Annotated in this window: 17 protein-coding genes and 1 rRNA gene; 7 read left to right on the forward strand and 11 right to left on the reverse strand. The window is 71.0% G+C overall.

Features of this window, described 5'->3' with window-relative positions; all coding sequences use genetic code 11:
• Both IT780_RS40270 and tyrS read right to left on the reverse strand, forming a co-directional pair.
• Positions 1–115, reverse strand: a 16S ribosomal RNA gene (locus IT780_RS40270); the annotation flags it as partial.
• Positions 116–706: 591 nt separating this feature from the next.
• Positions 707–1,981 (reverse strand): tyrosine--tRNA ligase, encoded by a 1,275-nt coding sequence (tyrS, locus tag IT780_RS40275; RefSeq protein WP_199517161.1) that lies wholly within the window; start codon positions 1,979–1,981, stop codon positions 707–709.
• Positions 1,982–2,084: 103 nt separating this feature from the next.
• On the opposite strand from tyrS, the gene IT780_RS40280 reads away from it, so the two are divergent.
• Positions 2,085–2,879, forward strand: a complete 795-nt coding sequence (locus tag IT780_RS40280; RefSeq protein ID WP_199517162.1) for a polyphosphate kinase 2 family protein — start codon at positions 2,085–2,087, stop codon at positions 2,877–2,879.
• A 23-nt stretch (positions 2,880–2,902) separates the two neighbouring features.
• On the opposite strand, the gene IT780_RS40285 is transcribed toward IT780_RS40280, so the two are convergent.
• From IT780_RS40285 to IT780_RS40310, 6 genes are all read right to left on the reverse strand, one after another.
• Complete coding sequence (locus tag IT780_RS40285; RefSeq protein ID WP_199517163.1) at positions 2,903–3,571, reverse strand: adenylate kinase family protein; 669 nt, start codon at positions 3,569–3,571, stop codon at positions 2,903–2,905.
• Between the two features lie 14 nt (positions 3,572–3,585).
• Positions 3,586–4,284: a hypothetical protein gene (locus IT780_RS40290; protein WP_233414333.1), complete on the reverse strand. Its 699-nt coding sequence runs from the start codon at positions 4,282–4,284 to the stop codon at positions 3,586–3,588.
• Positions 4,285–4,751: 467 nt separating this feature from the next.
• Positions 4,752–5,294 (reverse strand): type II toxin-antitoxin system PemK/MazF family toxin, encoded by a 543-nt coding sequence (locus IT780_RS40295; protein ID WP_372443923.1) that lies wholly within the window; start codon positions 5,292–5,294, stop codon positions 4,752–4,754.
• A gap of 230 nt (positions 5,295–5,524) precedes the next feature.
• Positions 5,525–6,718, reverse strand: coding sequence for a hypothetical protein (locus tag IT780_RS40300; protein WP_307831650.1), 1,194 nt, complete (start codon positions 6,716–6,718; stop codon positions 5,525–5,527).
• A gap of 9 nt (positions 6,719–6,727) precedes the next feature.
• Positions 6,728–6,919 carry a DUF397 domain-containing protein gene (locus IT780_RS40305; protein ID WP_199517164.1) on the reverse strand — a complete coding sequence of 64 codons (192 nt, stop codon included), beginning with the start codon at positions 6,917–6,919 and terminating at the stop codon, positions 6,728–6,730.
• Positions 6,912–7,766 (reverse strand): helix-turn-helix domain-containing protein, encoded by an 855-nt coding sequence (locus IT780_RS40310; RefSeq protein WP_372443924.1) that lies wholly within the window; start codon positions 7,764–7,766, stop codon positions 6,912–6,914. The genes IT780_RS40305 and IT780_RS40310 overlap by 8 nt, the downstream gene beginning before the upstream one ends.
• Positions 7,767–8,256: 490 nt before the next feature.
• Between IT780_RS40310 and IT780_RS40315 the strand changes: the two genes are divergently transcribed.
• The gene (locus IT780_RS40315; RefSeq protein ID WP_199517166.1) at positions 8,257–8,496 is read left to right on the forward strand and encodes a hypothetical protein; all 240 of its coding nucleotides are present in this window, start codon (positions 8,257–8,259) and stop codon (positions 8,494–8,496) included.
• Positions 8,497–8,500: 4 nt separating this feature from the next.
• Here the strand turns inward: IT780_RS40315 and IT780_RS40320 are convergent, their stop codons facing one another.
• The 3 genes from IT780_RS40320 to IT780_RS42430 are packed head-to-tail and all read right to left on the reverse strand — an operon-like array spanning position 8,501 to position 10,717.
• On the reverse strand, positions 8,501–8,929 hold the full coding sequence (locus IT780_RS40320) for a GNAT family N-acetyltransferase (protein ID WP_307831653.1): 429 nt from the start codon (positions 8,927–8,929) through the stop codon (positions 8,501–8,503).
• Between the two features lies 1 nt (position 8,930).
• The gene (locus tag IT780_RS40325) at positions 8,931–9,596 is read right to left on the reverse strand and encodes a response regulator (RefSeq protein ID WP_199517167.1); all 666 of its coding nucleotides are present in this window, start codon (positions 9,594–9,596) and stop codon (positions 8,931–8,933) included.
• On the reverse strand, positions 9,593–10,717 hold the full coding sequence (locus tag IT780_RS42430; protein WP_199517168.1) for a sensor histidine kinase: 1,125 nt from the start codon (positions 10,715–10,717) through the stop codon (positions 9,593–9,595). Before IT780_RS42430 ends, IT780_RS40325 begins: the two co-directional genes overlap by 4 nt.
• Positions 10,718–10,834: 117 nt before the next feature.
• Here IT780_RS42430 and IT780_RS40335 point away from each other — a divergent pair, with 117 nt between their 5' ends.
• From IT780_RS40335 to IT780_RS40355, 5 genes are all read left to right on the forward strand, one after another.
• Positions 10,835–11,545, forward strand: a complete 711-nt coding sequence (locus IT780_RS40335) for a hypothetical protein (RefSeq protein ID WP_199517169.1) — start codon at positions 10,835–10,837, stop codon at positions 11,543–11,545.
• Between the two features lie 153 nt (positions 11,546–11,698).
• Positions 11,699–12,511, forward strand: a complete 813-nt coding sequence (locus tag IT780_RS40340) for a CAP domain-containing protein (RefSeq protein ID WP_307831654.1) — start codon at positions 11,699–11,701, stop codon at positions 12,509–12,511.
• 269 nt (positions 12,512–12,780) lie between these two features.
• Positions 12,781–13,410 (forward strand): DNA-3-methyladenine glycosylase, encoded by a 630-nt coding sequence (locus IT780_RS40345; RefSeq protein WP_199517170.1) that lies wholly within the window; start codon positions 12,781–12,783, stop codon positions 13,408–13,410.
• A 12-nt stretch (positions 13,411–13,422) separates the two neighbouring features.
• Positions 13,423–13,905 (forward strand): hypothetical protein, encoded by a 483-nt coding sequence (locus IT780_RS40350; RefSeq protein ID WP_199517171.1) that lies wholly within the window; start codon positions 13,423–13,425, stop codon positions 13,903–13,905.
• An 83-nt stretch (positions 13,906–13,988) separates the two neighbouring features.
• On the forward strand, positions 13,989–17,087 hold the full coding sequence (locus IT780_RS40355) for a GH92 family glycosyl hydrolase (RefSeq protein ID WP_199517172.1): 3,099 nt from the start codon (positions 13,989–13,991) through the stop codon (positions 17,085–17,087).
• The last annotated feature ends 41 nt before the right edge of the window (positions 17,088–17,128 follow it).

A 17,128-nucleotide genomic window follows, 5' to 3' on the forward strand; every position in this document is an offset into this window, starting at 1 on the left:
GTGTTACTCACCCGTTCGCCGCTCGAGTACCCCCGAAAGGGCCTTTCCGCTCGACTTGCATGTGTTAAGCACGCCGCCAGCGTTCGTCCTGAGCCAGGATCAAACTCTCCAACAAAAACTTGAAAAGCGTCCCGGCAACATGTAATGCTGCCAAAGGAATCCAACCAAACCAAAAGGCCTGGCCGGGGTAAATCATCAATTGGCACTGGCTTATCAAGCACCCTGTTGAGTTCTCAAAGAACAACCACACACCGGCAAACTTGCCGCCTTACTCGGCGGCCCGCCCCCGGGGCACTCGTTCAACTTTACTCGCGCTCTTTCCGGCCGTCAAATCCGGGGTTTTCCCGGTTTGGCGATTCGTAATTCGCGCAAGCTCCTCGATCCGTCTCTCCGAATTGAGGCCGCGAACGACCTTAACCGAAGCGATTTCCTGAGGTTTGGCAGGCCGTCCGCTTCTGCGTCCGTTTCCCTGCCGACTTGAAGAACTCTACCCGGTCGGCTTCGCGGCTCCAAATCGGCCCCTCGAAGGGGTCTGGTCCGCACCGCCCGGTCCAGCTCCGTGGTGATCATCCACCGTCGGACCTGGGTTCTTCCCACCCGCGGAAGGCACTCGAACGATCCTCGATCGTCGCGAACCACCCCGCGGGCAGGAAGAAAGTTACGTCGCGGAGCCGCGCGGCCGCAAATCCGCTGGACTTGACCTGCGTCACACCCGTTCGACGCCGGCGAAGGTGCGCTTGCCCTTCCTGAGGACGAGGAAGCGGCCCTGCAACAGCGCCGTCTCCGGAACCGTTGCTTCCGGGTCCGTGACGCGCTCGTTGTTCACGTACGCACCGCCCTCGGCGATGGTCCGGCGCGCCTCTCCCCCGCTCTTCACCAGGCCCGTCTGCTGCAGCAGCGCGGTGACGGGCGGGAGCTCACCGCGTACCTCCATCAGGCCGGCCTCGGACAGCGCGGCCCGCAGCGTGTCTGCCGAGAGTTCGGCCAGGGATCCTCGGCCGAACAACGCTTGGCTTGCCGTGACCGCCTGCTTGGCTTCGTCCTCGCCGTGCACGAGAGCCGTGATCTCGTAGGCCAGCTCGCGCTGGGCCAGGCGGGCCTGAGGGCGCTCCGCGGTCGCCTTCTCCAGCTCCTCGATCTCCTCGCGGGGCTTGAAGCTGAAGTAACGCAGGTACTTGGAGACGTCGCGGTCGTCGGCGTTGACCCAGAACTGGTAGAACGCGTACGGCGAGGTCATGGTCGGATCGAGCCACGTGGCACCGCCGGCCGTCTTGCCGAACTTCGTGCCGTCGGCCTTCAGGACCAGCGGGGTCGTGAAGGCATGCACGGGACCACCACCGCGACGGCGCACGAAGTCCACGCCGGCCGTGATGTTGCCCCACTGGTCGGAGCCGCCGAACTGCAGTGTGCACGCGTGGCGCTGGTGCAGCTCGTAGAAGTCGTTGGCCTGCAGCAACTGGTAGCTGAACTCCGTGAAGCTGATGCCGCTCTCGAGACGGTTGCGCACGACGTCGCGCGCGAGCATCTTGTTGACCGGGAAGTGCTTGCCGACGTCCCGCAGGAAGTCGATCACCGACAGCTCACCGGTCCAGTCGAGGTTGTTCACCAGCGTCGCGGCGTTGGCGCCCTCGTAGTCGACGAACGGCGCAAGCTGATCGCGGATGCGCAGGACCCAGCCGGCCGTCACCTCGCGGGGGTTGAGCTGCCGCTCGGACGACCTGCCGCCCGGATCGCCGATCTGGCCCGTGGCGCCGCCGACGAGCAGCAGCGGCTTGTGGCCGGCGAGCTGGAGGCGACGGGCGGTGACGACCTGCATCAGGTTGCCGACGTGCAACGAGGGCGCGGTCGGGTCGAAGCCCACGTAGAACGTGATCGAGCCGCCGTCGAGATGCTTTCGCAGCTCATCGGGGTCGGTCGAGTCCTGGATCAGTCCGCGCCACTGCATGTCGTCAACGAGAGTCACGGACCGATTGTCCTGCATGCCGGTCCATGATTCACACCGGGATTCAGACGATCTGCTTACGGTCCGTCTCCGGGACCCGCTTCGGGATGCTTTCGTCGTACGCAGGTGCCAGGCTTGCCCCATGAGTCGCCTGGGATCCGCCGAGCCGCCCGTCGAGCTGTCCAAGAAGAAGGCCGCCGCCAAGCTGGAAGAGGCCCAGCAGCGGCTGCTCAGGCTACGTCTGCTCCTGGGCGGCCAGATCGGCGAGAAGAAAATCGGTCCACCGCTGTGCGTGGTCTTCGAGGGCTGGGACGCCTCGGGCAAGGGGGGCGCGATCAAGCGCCTCGTCAGCCCGCTCGACCCCCGCCACGTGCGGGTCTCCCAGTTCGCCGCGCCCACCTATGACGAGAAGAGGCATCACTTCCTGTGGCGCTTCTGGCCCAAGCTGCCTGGCTGGGGCGGCATGGCGGTCTTCGACCGGTCCTGGTACGGCCGGGTGCTGGTCGAACGGGTGGAGGAGTTCGCGACCAAGGAACAGTGGCGCCGGGCGTACGACGAGATCGTGGAATTCGAACGCACCCTCACGGCGGAGGGGATGGTCATGGTCAAGTTCTGGATGCACGTCTCGCCGGAGGAGCAACTGCGGCGTTTCGAGAGCCGCGCCAACGACCCGCTCCGGACGTGGAAGCTGACCGAGGAGGACTGGCGCAACCGCGAGAAGCGGCCGGCGTACGAGGCTGCGGTCGAGGAGATGCTCAAGCGGACGAGCCACGAGAGGGCGCCGTGGCATGTCGTCCCGGGAGACAGCAAGCACTATGCGCGGCTCGCCGTGGTCGAGACGGTGTGCGAGTCCATCGAGTCGGAGCTGAGGCGGCGGGGCTGGGATCTGGACGCGCCCACGGAGACGGAATCCGGTACGCAGACCGCCAACAAGTGAGTCGCAGCCGTCGCGGCGGACGGTCAGCGTGAGGTCGAGTTGGTGCTCGGGACGTACGGCGGGAGGTTGAGGGCTTTGCGGATCTGCTGCTGGACCTCGTCCGCGCCGGGGCGGGCGTCGATGTCGTGGACGACCTCCTTGCGGCCGAAGAGCTCGAGGACGGGACGGGTCTTCTCGTGATAGTCACGCAGGCGTGCCGTCAGTGCCTCGGGGGTGTCGTCGTCGCGGACGACAAGCTCGGTGCCGCAGATCTCGCAGCGGCCCTCGACCTCCGGGCGGTCCGCGATCAGGTTGTAATCCATCCCGCAGTTCGGGCAGAGCCGGCGGGCGAGCACGCGCCGGCGTACCTCGTCGTCGGGGAGTTCGAGGTGGATGACGCCGTCGATGTCGAAGCTCTCCATGAAGAACTCCGCCTGGCGGCCGTTGCGCGGGAAGCCGTCGATGATGAAGCCGAAGTTCCAGTCGTGGTCGTCGAGGCGGTTGCGCACCACGGATTCGACCAGGTCGTCGCTGATCAGTTCACCGGCGCTCATGGCGCGGCGGACCTGTGCGCCCAGCTTGGTGTGATGCTGCACGTGCCAGCGGAAGATGTCGCCGACGCTGATGTGGACGAGGTCGAGGTCGGCGGCGAGCAGCTGACTCTGCGTACCCTTGCCGCTGCCCTGCACGCCCATGATCACGTACTTGCGCATCGTGTCGTCCCCTCTCAGGCCGCCGCGCCGAGGCGCAGCGGACCCGGCGCCATGCGTCCGTCGAGTCCTGTGGGGTCGATGCTCCACCCTTCGGCGACGCGGAGCACGTCGTGCTCGGAGACCAGCACCGTCGAGGCGTCGCCGCCACTGGCTCTGACCTCGCCGCCCTCGTCGAGGAGCTGGGTCAATTCGACATCGAGCGACGCGAGCATCGACTCGTCGAGGGGCTGCTCCGGGTCGGGGTCGTCATCGTCGAGCCGGTACGTCGCGGGCAGGCCGGTGGCCAGCTCGACCTCGTCCGGATCGCCGTACCAGGAGGTGACGTCGCCTGTCTGCCCCACGTACCCGAAGGCGCGGATGAGGGTGCCGTCGGCGGCCCGTTGCCAGCGGTGGGTTTCGGTCACCCGGTGCGTCGCGAACAGCTGGACCTCGGTCTGGAGTCGCTTCGACAGGTCGGTCAGGTCGAGGGCCGTCTCCGGGCGCAGGAGAAAACGTCCCACCACGAGGACCCATGTGGATCCGTCGGCGCCGGGAAGGGGCGGCGTCACGGCCACCCGGTCGTCCGTCAGGTGCGCGAGGTCTATGCCGTCGCGCCAGGGGACGTGGCCCAGGTCGCGAAGGCCGAGTGTGGCCAGGACCTCGGCCGGGTCACCGTCGCGAATGGCCAGCCATGCCTGCTTGCCGCCGAAACCGACCATGACGTCCTTGTCCATGTCCACCACGGTAGTGGGCAACCTTGCCGTAGTGCGGGTTATGCCCGGTCGGACGGGGGTGAGTGACTGACGGATCTGCGTGGGTGGAGGTGCGGGCGGGTCCTAGGGAGTGAGCTCCGGAGCCCGAGTGGTTGGGCGGACGCGGAGTCGCGAGCGTGAGGCGGCAAGCGCGCGGCCGTGCGAGCGCAAGGCGCGAGACCGCAAGCGGCGGCGGGGCCGCAGGCGGGAGGTCCAGAGCGCGCGGCGACGAGCCGTAGAGGTCACGGCCACCGGGCGTAAGGCGAGCGCCCGGCCGCAGGCCGCAAAACCGCGAGGCCTCAGACCGCGAGGCCGCACGACCGCGAGCGCGCGAGCGCAAGCCCCCGGGCGCGCGAGCGCAAGAGCCCGGGCGCGCGAGCGCAAGAGCCCGGGCGCGCGACCGCAAGACCGCGGCCGCGCGGCGCGAGCGTGGCGTTGGGCGGCAGGGGTTATGCCCAGCCGTAGTCGCGGCGGAGGGCGTCCGCTACCTGGTCGAAGCGGGTGCGGTCGAGGACTGCTCCTTCGCGGCGGATGCCGTCCTCGTCGACCTCCAGGATGCGGTCGAGGCGGATCCAGCTGGGCCGGGATTCGCGGTCCCAGGCGCCGGGGCCGAGGGCGAGCCAGTTGCGTTGGCCGTCGCGTTCGCTCTGGCTGGAGAGCATCAGGCCGAGGAGCGTACGGCCGTCTCGGCCCACGACGAGGACGGGGCGGTCCTTGCCCTGGTTCGGATCGTCCTCGTATGTGACCCAGGTCCAGACGACTTCGCCCGGGTCGGCGTCGCCGTCGAGGTTGGGGCTGTACTCCAGGTGGCGGCCTCGTTGGGCGGTGGGGACGTGGCGCGACGACGAGTGGGGGGTCCCGCGGGAGATGGTGCCGGGGGACGCTGCGCCAGGGGACGCCGTGCCGGTGGACGCTGTGCCCTGCGGGGTGCGGGTGCGGCCGCCGGCGATGCGGCGGAGCGTGTCGGCGATGCCGTTGAGGAGTCTGCTCACGACCGGCACTGTAACCAGTCGTGAACCAGTCGTGGGGCTGCCCGCGCGATGCCCGAGCCGGGACGAGACGCGCCCTGCCCGCGCGATGCGCGAGCCGGGGACAAGACGCAGGGGCTACCTGCGCGATGCGCGAGCCGGGGACAAGACCGAGCCGGGGACAAGACCGAGCCGGGGACAAGACCGAGCTGGGGACAGGACCGAGAGGGGACAAGACGCAGGGCGGCGGGTTGTTACTCCACCGGGCGGTAGGCGACCTCCGGCAGCAGCAGCCCCGCCCACGAGGGCTTCCACTCCTGCGAACGACCGTCGATCTCCGCTCTCAGGTGGCTTCGCCATGGTCCTGAGCGGCCGTTGTCCTCCCACCAGGACGGCCAGGAGTCGTAGAAGCGTTCCACCGTCACCTCCGCCGCCGTCGTTTCGATGCGGACGAAGAGCCAGCTTCCGTACGCGTCGTCCGCTTCTGCCTGGCGGAGGTTGCGGATGAGGGTGCTGAGGTCTCGGAAGGTTCCCAGGCTTCCTTCGTCCGGGTTGTCGGCCGGTGGGTGGTTGCCGTGGCGGGCCGACACCGTCGTGTTGTCGGCGTACGCGAGGAGGGAGCAGCGGCCGTCGCCCGCCGGGGCATGGGTTCTCAGCCAGGTCACCAGCGCGCCGAGTTCTCCGGTCGGGACCGGTGCCGGGCGGTTGCGTTCGGGTTCGGTGTGCATGGCCGACCAGATGAGCCGGTCGTGTTCCGTCTCGCTGAGCTTGCGGACGGTGCGGCGTGGCGGGCGGGTTCCCTCCGCGCTGACCGGGACCACTGTGCCGGGGAGGAGGCCTGCTCGGCGGGCGACTGCGTGGCCGGCGTACGCGTCGAAGGTGGGTAGGTCGTCGAGCAGGGCCTGGAGGGACTCTTCGTCGAAACGGTGGAGCAGGCGGTCTGCCACCGTGGCGATCCGGGCGCGTTCGGTGGGGGTGTCGGCCGGGTGCTTGCCCCATTCGAAGACGATGCCGATGAGTTCGGCGCGGGCCGCCTCGTCGGTCAGGACCGGGCCCGCGGTCGCGGTCAGGCCGTCGTTGACGCCTTCCGGGTACGCGGCCCGGCTCCAGTGGCCGTCGTCGTACCAGAGGGCGTAGCCGAGCTGGTCCTGGCCGGCGTGCCGGAGGAGGTCGTCCCACGGCACCCACTCCGGCGCGTCCGCGAGGAGGTCGATCGGGGGTTCCTCGTAGGTGGTGTCGCTGTATTCGTGGTCGTAGCCGTACAGGACCGCGCGGCCGGCTTCGATGAGGGTGAGGTGGGACCAGTTGCCGCCGCCGTCGTCGTGGTGGGCTCCCGTCTCGTCCACCGTCCAGGTGTCGTCGAAGCCGAGGGCGGTGAGCGCGGCGGCCAGCGTGGCCCAGCGGTGCCACATCGGGCCGGGGGCGGGCAGGTCTGCGGGAACGGTCACCCGGGCAGGTTATTGCTCCTTGAGCTCCGTGATGAACGCCTGCCACGTGTCGCGGGGAAAGATCAGGGCCGGGCCTTCGGGGTCCTTGCTGTCGCGGACCGCCACGATGCCGGGCAGGTTGTCCGCGACCTCCACGCAGTCGCCGCCGTTGCTGCCGCTGCGGGTGCTCTTGTGCCACCGGGCACCGGTCAGGTCAGCCATCGCTCTCCTTGATGATCGCGCCGATGAGGTCGTCGGAGTCCCGCTGGTCGAGGGCCGCCCGGTCGAGCTCCTGCCAGATGGCGGTGTAAGTCTCCACTTCGCCGGGCTTGTCGAGGTAGAGGGCGCCGGTCAGATTCTCGCTGTAGATGGTCGTCGGTTCGGGGGCCGCCGTACCGACCGTCGGGAAGTCGAGGATGGTGAACGAACCGGCACTGGACGCGCTGTGCGGGCCGGCCGAGAAGGGCAGGACGCGCACGCTCACGCCGGGGCGCTGGGAGATGTTGACCAGGTGGGCCAGCTGCTTCTGCATGCCGAGCGTGTCGGTGATCGTCCGCCGCAGGACGCCCTCGTCGATGATCACGTCGAGGACCGGCGGCCGCGGGCTGTGCCGGCGCAGCAGCTCCTGACGTTCCAGGCGTACGGTCACCGCGTTCTGGACGCCCGCCTCGTCGAGGTCGGTGCGTTTGTGGAAGACCCACTCGGCGTACTCGCGGTTCTGCAGCAGCCCCGGGATCACGCTGGGCGCGTACTGCCGCAGCCGCTGGGCCGCGGTCTCCATGCCGACGTACAGCTCGAACCAGGCGGGGACGACGTCGCCGTACGCGTGCCACCAGCCCTTGGACTTGGATTCGCGGGCCAGCCCGACCAGCACCTCGGTGATCTGGGCGTCGGCGCCGTAGACCGAGCACATCGCGAGGACGTCGTGTTTGCGCAGCGACACTTCGCCGTTCTCGATGCGGTACATCCGCGCGCGGGAGAACTCGAGTTCCTCGGCGGCCGCCATGAGGGAGATGCCGGCCCGCTCGCGAAGCTGCCGCATGAGCCGCCCCACCTGCCTGCGCGGCACGGTGGAGCCCGTCTCAGCATGCCGGAGGTCGGACGCAGCGGCCCCCGAAGAGGACGAAGCGGTGCGGGGGTCGGGCGCGGCGGCCCGCGACGAGGACGAAGCGGTCACGACCAGCGCCTCCAGCTGTCGGGAACATTGCAGTTGTGCCGAACGAGACAGTGAGATGCGTGAATCCGAGATTCTCGCTTCCAGCCATTGATGCCTGAGATTAGGTCAAGCACGCTCCTCTGTGTAGCCCCTTCATCGCCGAAAGTGATGAGAAGCGGGGCCGGAGAGGACGCGTGATGGCGGAGACCCCGCATGCGGACGATCGGACGCCGATGGCACCCGCGCATCTGCGGGTACGGCGTGGCTTCTGGCGTACCCGATGCTCCTGCGGGTTGAGCTGGCCCTGCCCCGACCGGGGATCGGACGAGCGGCCGATCCCCGACGGCGACGCCGTCCCCTCCCGGACGGCGGCGCGGACGCCGGCCGCGCGGGGCGGCCGCTGATGCTCGTTCCGCGGACCGACCATCTGCCGGCCCGCCCGTCCTGGGACTGCCTGGTGTGTGAGCGCTCGTGGCCGTGCGCGAACGCCAAGGAGGACCTGGCGGCGCAGTACCGCCGTTTCCCGTCCGGCCTGGCCATCTACATGGCCTCGACCATGTACGACGCGGTGCACGACCTCACCGCGCTGGGCGAGTCCGCACCGGCCGACCTCTACGAACGGTTCCTGGCCTGGGTGGGATGAGGCGTCAGCGGAGGGTCATCGCCATGCCCAGCGAGTACGGCGCGGTCTCCGTGAAGCCGTGGCGGGCGTACAGGCGGCGGCCGGGCGGGTCGGCGAGCAGGTTCACGAACGCGCCCGGCGGGGCCTGACGCCGGATCCGGTCCAGCAGCACCGTCAGGATCGCGTCGCCGAGGCCGCGGCGCTGGTGGGCCGGGAGCACCGCCATGTCGACGATGTGGAAGTACCAGCCGCCGTCGCCGATGACCCGGCCCATGCCGGCGGCGAGGCCGGTCGGCTCGTGCAGGACGTGGCAGGCGGACCAGCTGCCGGGCAGGGCGGCGACCGCCTGGGCGCGCGACGGCGGCGTGAGGCCGGCCTCGCGGCGCAGCGCCAGGTACTCGTCGACGGGCGGCGGGCCCTCCAGCAGTCGGTAACCCTCCGGCAGGTCGGCCACGTCAGCTCCTCGGTGAGATCAGCCCCGTCTCGTACGCGAGTATGACGAGTTGCGCCCGGTCGCGCGCCCCCAGTTTGCTCAGCAGCCGCCCGATGTGGGTCTTCACCGTGCCGGGGCTGACGTGCAGCTCGGCCGCGAGCTCGGCGTTGGAGCGGCCCCGGGCGATGAGGGCGAGCACCTCACGCTCGCGATCGGTGACCGTGGCGGGCAGGGCGTCCACGGCATGGGAGGGTGGGCGCGCGACGAACTCCGCGATGAGGCGGCGGGTGACGCCCGGTGACAGCAGCGCCTCCCCGGACGCCACGACCCGGATCGCGGTGAGCAGGTCGGCGGCGCTGGTGTCCTTCACCAGGAAGCCGCTCGCCCCGGCGCGCAGCGCGGCGTACACGTACTCGTCGAGGTCGAACGTCGTCAGCATGAGCACGCGGACGCCCGTGGTGGCCGGGTCGCGGCAGATGCGGCGCGTCGCCTCGATGCCGTCGGTCCGCGGCATGCGGACGTCCATGAGCACCACGTCCGGGCGCTCGCGGCGGCACAGGTCGACGGCGCCGGCGCCGGTCGACGCCTCGCCCGCGACGGCGAAGCCGGGACTGTTGCCGAGCAGCAGCCGGAAGCTGTCGCGCAGCAGGGCGTGGTCGTCGGCCAGGGCGACGCGGATGACGCTCACGGGTACGGGAGCCTCGCCTCGACCGCGAACCCGCCGCCGGGGCGGGGACCGGCGACCGTGCTGCCGCCGTACAGCTGGACCCGCTCGCGGATGCCCGCCAGGCCGAGCCCGCCGCCGGAGAGTGTGCCGCCGCGCCCGTCGTCGGTGACCGCCACGCGCAGCTCGCCGTCCACGGCCTCGACCACGACCTGGCCGTGCGTGGCGCCGGAGTGCCGGAGCACGTTCGTCAGCGCCTCCTGCACGATGCGGTGGACCGTCAGTCCCAGGGCCGGCGGCAGCTCGCCGACGCCGTGGACGCGCAGGCCCACCTCGACGCCGGCGGACCTGGCGGCCTCGACGAGGCGCGGCACATCGGCCAGGCCGGGCGCCGGTGTGAGCTCGGCGGCGGCATCCCCGGGCGTCCGCAACGCGCCGAGGGAGCGCCGGATGTCGGCCATGGCCGTGCGGCTGGTCCGCTCGATGACCGTGAGCGCCTCCCGTGCCTCCTCCGGCCGCGTGCCGGCGAGGTGGTTGGCGACCGTGGCCTTGACCGAGATGAGGCTCATGCTGTGGCCGATGATGTCGTGCAGCTCGCGCGCGATGCGCAGCCGCTCGTCGAGGACGGCCGCGTGGGCGAGCTCGGCGGCGATGCCGCGCCGCCACCGCACCAGCACGCCGGTCGCCCAGCAGGCCACCAGCACGACGAGGGCGGCGGCGAGCTCGCCGGGGAACCACAGCGAGGCCTCCGCCATGGCGACCGGCGGCAGCCGCGGGAGGCGTACGGCGTAGAAGAACGAGACAGCGCCCGCCACGACGAGCAGGGTGACCGCGAGGGCGGGGACGGACCGGCTGGGCCGCTCCCGCGAGCCGACCGTGCCGAGGGCGAGCGCTGCGGGGGCGAAGGTGGCGGCCAGCACCCCGGCACCGGCCACGCCGAGGGCCATCGCGCCCGCTCCGGCAGCCGCGACCCAGGCCAGCACGGCGAGCGGCCACCGGCGGCGGGCGATCAGAGGTACGGCGACCAGCACCGCGGCCGGCCACACCGCCCACGCCGGGCCGGGGAAGGGCGGGCCGGGCGGGTCGCTCGTCGCGTACGCCACGAACAGCAGCAGCGCCGCCGCCCACACCGAATCGAGGATCACTCCTGCACGCTATCGGCGTACCGGGCCGCCGTCGTCGGACCAGGGTCGTACGCCGTGCGATGCGATGCGGACCACGGGCCGACGCGTCACCGGGCCGGCTGCGCGACGGTCATCGGCATGACTGACGGATACACGTTCCCCGGACGGTGGATGGGTGGCACGGCCCTGGTGGCGGGTCCCCTGCTCGTACTGGCCGGGGTGCTGCTGCGCGTGCGCCACCACTTCTTCTTCCCGCAGCAGCTCGCGGCGTACGCGGACCACCCCCGGCTGATGACGGCCGCGTACGCCCTGTTCGAGGCCGGGACGGTGGTGCTGGCCCCCGCGGTGCTGGCCCTCGCCGGGCTCATCGGCCGCAGCCGTCCGATGTGGGCGGCGTGGGGGGCCACGCTCACGCTGCTGGGGCTGTTCACGCGGACCTTCCACGGCGGGATCGATCACCTGGCGTTCCAGCTGGTCCGCGTGCAGGGGCCGGAACCGGCGACGAGGGCGGTGGCCGACAGCTACACCGCCTGGCACCTGTTCCGCTCCCCCGCGCTGGCCATCCTCGCCGGGTGGATCGTGCTGGCGGTGGGCGCGTACCGGGCGGGTGTGCTGGGTCTGCCGCGGGCGATCGCGCTGGGACTGATGGCGGCCCTGGCGCTGGGCACGCTCAAGGGAACCCAGGTGCCGCAGTCGCTGATCGCGGCCGGGGGACTGTGCGTGGCGCTCGTACCGCTGGGGGTGACGATGCTGCGCGACGGGCCGCGACCGGGCCGCCGGGCGCTGCTCGGGGCCGGGGCCGTCGTGGCCGGCCTGCTCGTGCTCCGTCTGCTCGGCGCCGAGGGCTGAACGGGCAATGGATCTTAGGTCTTCGTGTGTCGATCCTTAAGCGCTCCTGAGGTGGCGCCCGTATGGCCCGCCCGGCGGCCATAGTCGGTGGGCGCCGCTCCCGCGGCCGCCGTGCCGTGCCCTGTGCCGCGGCCGTCCGGCGAGTGTTCCGAGGTGACCGAGTCCGTGTCCAAGTCCGCTGCCCACCAGGTCCGGTACACGCTGGCGGCGGGGGCAACCGCCGTCGTGATCGGCATCGGGTTCACGGTCGTCGGGCTCAACCGGCACTCCTCCGACGCCGCCGCGAACCGGGCCGCCTCCGACGCGCCGCTGGTCACCCAGCCGCCCGCCGACCTCGGCGACGCGGGCACCGGGCCGGACCTGCTGCTGGACGACGCCGCGACCGCTTCCACGCCGCCCTCGGCCACGCCGTCGGCCACGAGCCCGTCGCCGTCGGCCACCCCGAAACCGAGCCGAACGACCACGAAGCCGAAGCCGAAGCCCACGAAGCGGCGGACCACCGCGCCGGCCATCCCGACGCGGCCGAAGAACCCGCCCGCCACCAGCGGCTCGATCATCGACCAGGTGCTGGGCCACATCAACGCCGCCCGGGCGGACAAGGGGCTGGGGGCGTACACGCTGGACTCCTCGTTGTCGAAGGCGTCGGCGCTGCACAACCAGCTGATGATCGACGGCTGCGGGCTGTCGCACCAGTGCTCGGGCGAGGGCGGCATCGGCGACCGGTTCAGCGCCCAGGGCGTGCGGTGGAGCTCGGCCGGCGAGAACATCGGCTACGGCTCGGCGGGAAGCAGCGACTCGGACATCATCAAGGCGGCGAACGGCCTGACCGACAGCATGCTCGCCGAGGTGCCGCCGAACGACGGGCACCGCAAGAACCTGCTCAGCAGCGGCTTCAAGCGCATCGGCCTGAGCGTGGTGCGCGACGGCAAGGGCATCGTCTGGTTGACCCAGGACTTCGTCGGATGAGGCCCCGCGGGACGCCCGCCCGGAGGCGGACGACGCCCGGCGGGAGAGTGGGCCGGTGACCGGGCCGAGCGGGCCCGCGCGGCGGCGCCGGCGCAAGCGGCCGGAGTTCGGCCCGACCCGGCCCTTCGGCCCGAATCGTCCCGGCGGCTGCTGCGGGCCGGTGAAACGCCGGCGGCCGAGCGGCCCCACACGCCCCACCAGCTAGCCCCGTCCGACCACCCCGCCACCACCCACAGAAGGACTAAAGGCTCTGTGCTTGTCTTGGTGCCGTGACCGAATCCTGGCTCGATCTGCCCGCCGCCCGCGTCGACGAGGCCGCACGACAGCTGCTCGGGTGGCGGCTCACCGCGCACGGCGTGACCGTACGGCTCACCGAGGTCGAGGCGTACAGCGGACTGGGCAAGGATCCGGCGAGCCACGCGCACCGGGGCATGACCGGCCGCAACGAGGTCATGTTCGGGCCGGCCGGGAAGCTGTACGTGTACCAGATCTACGGCATGCACTTCTGCGCCAACGTCGTCTGCGGCGAGGCCGGCGTGGCTTCTGCCGTCCTGCTGCGCGCGGGGGAGGTCGTCGAGGGCCTCGAGCTCGCGCGCACCCGCCGGCCCGCCGGAAAAGACCGGGACCTGGCTGCCGGACCGGCCAAGCTCATGCAGGTCCTGGCGATCGACCGCGCCGCCAACGGCACCTCGGTGATCGACGGTACGGGCCCCGCGACGCTGAGCGAGCCGGACGGGCCGGTCGGGCTGATCGAGGCGGGTCCCCGGGTCGGGGTGACCGCGGCCCACGACGTGCCGTGGCGGTTCTGGATCGCCGGCGACCCGACCGTGAGCGCGTACCGGCGGCACGTGCCGAGGAAAAAGGTGGAACAGCCCGTGCGGGGGCGTACCGGCCGATAACGTCGGTCACCGGTGATCTCACGACGGGTGTTGCTGCTGCTGGACGTGCTGTGCCTGGCCGGCGTCCTGTGGTGCGGCGTGCTCATCGCCGGGCTGCTGCGGGGGCAGACGCTGGTGCCGACCGGCCCGGCCGCACTGGTGGCCGCGGCGCTGGTGCTGCCCGGGTTCACCGCGGGGATCGTCACGAACCGGCGGGCGCTGCGCGGGCGCCGGCCGCAGAGCTGGTTCATCCGGGACGTGTGGGCGCCGCCGGTCGACCTGCCGCGGTGGGGGCTGGTCGTGGCCGGCGTGGTGTTCCTGGCCTTCTGGGTCGCGGGGATCAGCGCGCTCACCGGTGTCAGCCAGAACCCGCGCCCGGGTGACCAGGTCGCGCACGACCGGCAGGTGCGCCACGAGCAGCGGTTCGCGCTGGGCGTGCTGGGCGGCGTCGGCACGGGCGGCACCGCGATGGCCGCGGCGACGCTCGTCCGGTACCGGAACCGTTCACAGTATTGACAGATAGCAATATTGCCGTGCTTCTATTACTTCCATCTTGACAACGTTGTCACGTTGTCCTCATTGGAAGGGACGGCACCCCCATGCTCCGTACCCTCGCCGCGTCGGTCGTCCTCGCCGCCGCAGCCTTGTCCGTTCCGCAGGCGGCAGCGGCCGCCGCGGACCTGAACCTCACCCAGTACGTCAACCCGTTCATCGGCACCGACGACAGCAACTCCCCGAACCCGGTCGGCGGCGGCGCCGGTGGCAGCACCTTCCCCGGCGCCACCGTGCCGTTCGGCATGGTGCAGTTCAGCCCCGACACCCCCACCGCGTCGCCGTCGGGCTACCGTGACCGCGACCGCACCATCGAATCGTTCAGCCTCACCCACTTCAACGGCGCCGGCTGCCCGAACAACGAGGACATCCCGATCCTGCCGGTCACCGGCGCGCTCGGGTCCTCCCCCGGCTCGGCCTGGACCAGCTACGCGTCGGGGTACACGAAGTCCAACGAGACCGCCTCTCCCGGCTATTACAAGAACCGGCTGGACAAGTACGGCGTGGACGCCGAGCTGAGCGCCACCACGCGGACCGGCGCGCTGCGGCTGACGTACCCCGCGTCGACCACCGCGCGGGTGCTCATCAACGCCAGCCGCTCCGCCACGGGTGACCGCGACGGCAACGTCACCATCAGCGGCAACCGCGTCTGGGGCGAGCACACCGCCGGCGGCTTCTGCGGCGGGCGGACGTTCAAGATGTACTACTCGATCCTGTTCGACCGGACCCCCACCGGCGTCGGCACGTTCAAGGGCGGCACGGTCAGCGCCGGGTCGACCTCGACGAGCGGGACGCAGACCGGCGCGTACGTCACCTTCGACACCACGTCCAACGCCGTCGTGAACGCCACCGTCGGCATCTCGTTCGTCAGCGTCGCCAACGCGCAGAACAACGCGACCGCCGAGGCCGCGTCCTTCGCGACCGTACGCACCAACGCGAGCAACGCCTGGAACACCGCGCTCAACCGCATCCAGGTCAGCGGCGGCAGCGCGACGGACCTGCAGAAGTTCTACACGGCGCTGTACCACGTGCTGCAGAACCCGAACGTCGCCAGCGACACCAACGGCGAGTACCGCGGCTTCGACAATGCCGTGCACAGCGCCTCGCACCCCGTCTACCAGAACTACTCCGGCTGGGACATCTACCGGTCCTGGGCGTCGCTGGTGGCGCTGATCGCCCCGGACGTCATGAGCGACATCGTCAAGTCCATGGTGCTCGACGGCCAGCAGGGCGGCCTGCTGCCGAAGTGGTCGCACCAGAGCGTGGAGGACTTCGTGATGCCCGGCGACCCCGGGCCGATCATCGTGGGCAGCGCGTACGCGTTCGGCGTCCGCGGCTTCGACACGGCCGCCGCGCTGGCGCTGATGAAGAAGAGCGCGACCGGCGGCAGCACCCAGGGCGTGGTGCTGCGCGGCAACCAGGGCGTCTACGGCACGAACCAGTTCATCCCCGGCAACCCGTCGGAGACCCTCGAGTACGCGTCCTCCGACTTCGCCATCGCCCAGTTCGCCAAGGCCGTCGGGGACAGCGCCGGGTACGACACGTACAGCGCCCGCTCGCAGTACTGGCGGAGCCTGTTCAACGGCGAGTCGTCGTACATCCACACCCGCGACAGCGGCGGGGCGTACACCTGGCCGCTGAACCCCGCGCAGGAGAACCCGTACGTCGAGGGCAACGCGGCCCAGTACACGTGGATGGTCCCGCACAACCTCGGCGCGCTGATCACGCTCATGGGCGGCCCGCAGACCGCGGTGCAGCGCCTCGACCACCACTTCACCGAGCTCAACGGCGGCCTCGTGCGGCCGTACTTCTACATCGGCAACGAGCCGGAGCACAACGTGCCCTGGACGTACAACGCGGCGCGCAAGCCGGCCGGGGCGAGCGACGCGGTCCGCCGGGTGATGGCCGAGTCCTTCACGACCGGCGCCGGCGGCCTGCCCGGCAACGACGACCTCGGCGCCACCTCCGCCTGGTACGTCTGGTCGGCGCTCGGCTTCTACCCGGTCACCCCGGGCGCGGACACCCTCGCGGTGCACGGCGGCACGTTCTCCAGCGCGCTGATCCAGCGGGCCCCGGGCAACATCACGATCACCGGCGGCAGCGCGACGAACCGTTACGTGCAGTCGCTGTCCGTGGGTGGTTCCACCACGAGCCACAGCTATTTCCGGTACGGCGACATCGCGAACGGCGGTACGGTGGCGTTCACGATGGGGTCGAGCCCGTCGTCGTGGGGCACCGGGGCGGGCGACGTACCCCCGAGCTTCGGTGACGGGCGCTCGCAGCCGGCGGCCGAGCCGGATCTCGGGGCGAACCTGGCCCTGGGCCGCCCGACCAGCGGCTCCGCGACCTGCAACAGCTCGGAGTCCACGGCCAAGGCGGTGGACGGCGTGCTCGCGGGCAACAGCAAGTTCTGCGCCGGTACGGCCCCGCAGCAGGTGCAGGTGGACCTGGGCTCGGCGCGCACGGTGAGCTCGTTCATCGTCAAGCACGCCGGGCTGGGCGGGGAGCAGACCGGCTGGAACACCGGCGCGTACACGATCTCGACCAGCACCGACGGCACGAGCTGGAGCAACGCGGTCACGGTGACCAGCTCCCGGGCAAGCCGGACGTACACGCCGATCGTGGCGCGCACCGCCCGCTACGTCCGCCTGGACATCACCCAGCCGGCCAACGACGGCAACACCGCGGCCCGCGTGTACGAGCTCGAGGTGTACGGCAGCAGCAGCGCCCCCACCGACCTCGCCCTGCGCCGGCCGTCCGCGGCCGACTCGTCGTGCGGAGCGAACGAGGGCGCGGACAAGGCGTTCAACGGCAGCTGGCTCGCCGGCTGGACCGACAAGTGGTGCTCCCAGGGCTCGGCCAAGTGGCTGCAGACCGATCTGGGGAGCAAGCAGCGGGTGTCCACTGTGGTGATCCGACACGCCGGAGCGGGCGGCGAATATCCGGCGTGGAACACGCGGGACTTCGACGTCCAGACCTCGGACGACGGGTCCTCGTGGACCACCCGGGCGCAGGTTCGCGGCAACACGGCGGACTCGACGTCCACCACGGTGAACGTCGATGCCCGCTATGTTCGTATAGCCGTGGTGACGCCCGCTTCTGACGGCAACACCGCGGCGCGCATCTACGAGGTGCTGGTGAACTAGGGGCCTCGTGGACCAGGGGGGCCAAGGTCCCCGGGGTGGGG

Source organism: Nucisporomicrobium flavum, assembly GCF_016464385.1.
In the GTDB taxonomy this organism is placed as follows: Bacteria; Actinomycetota; Actinomycetes; order Mycobacteriales; family Micromonosporaceae; genus Actinoplanes; species Actinoplanes flavus_A.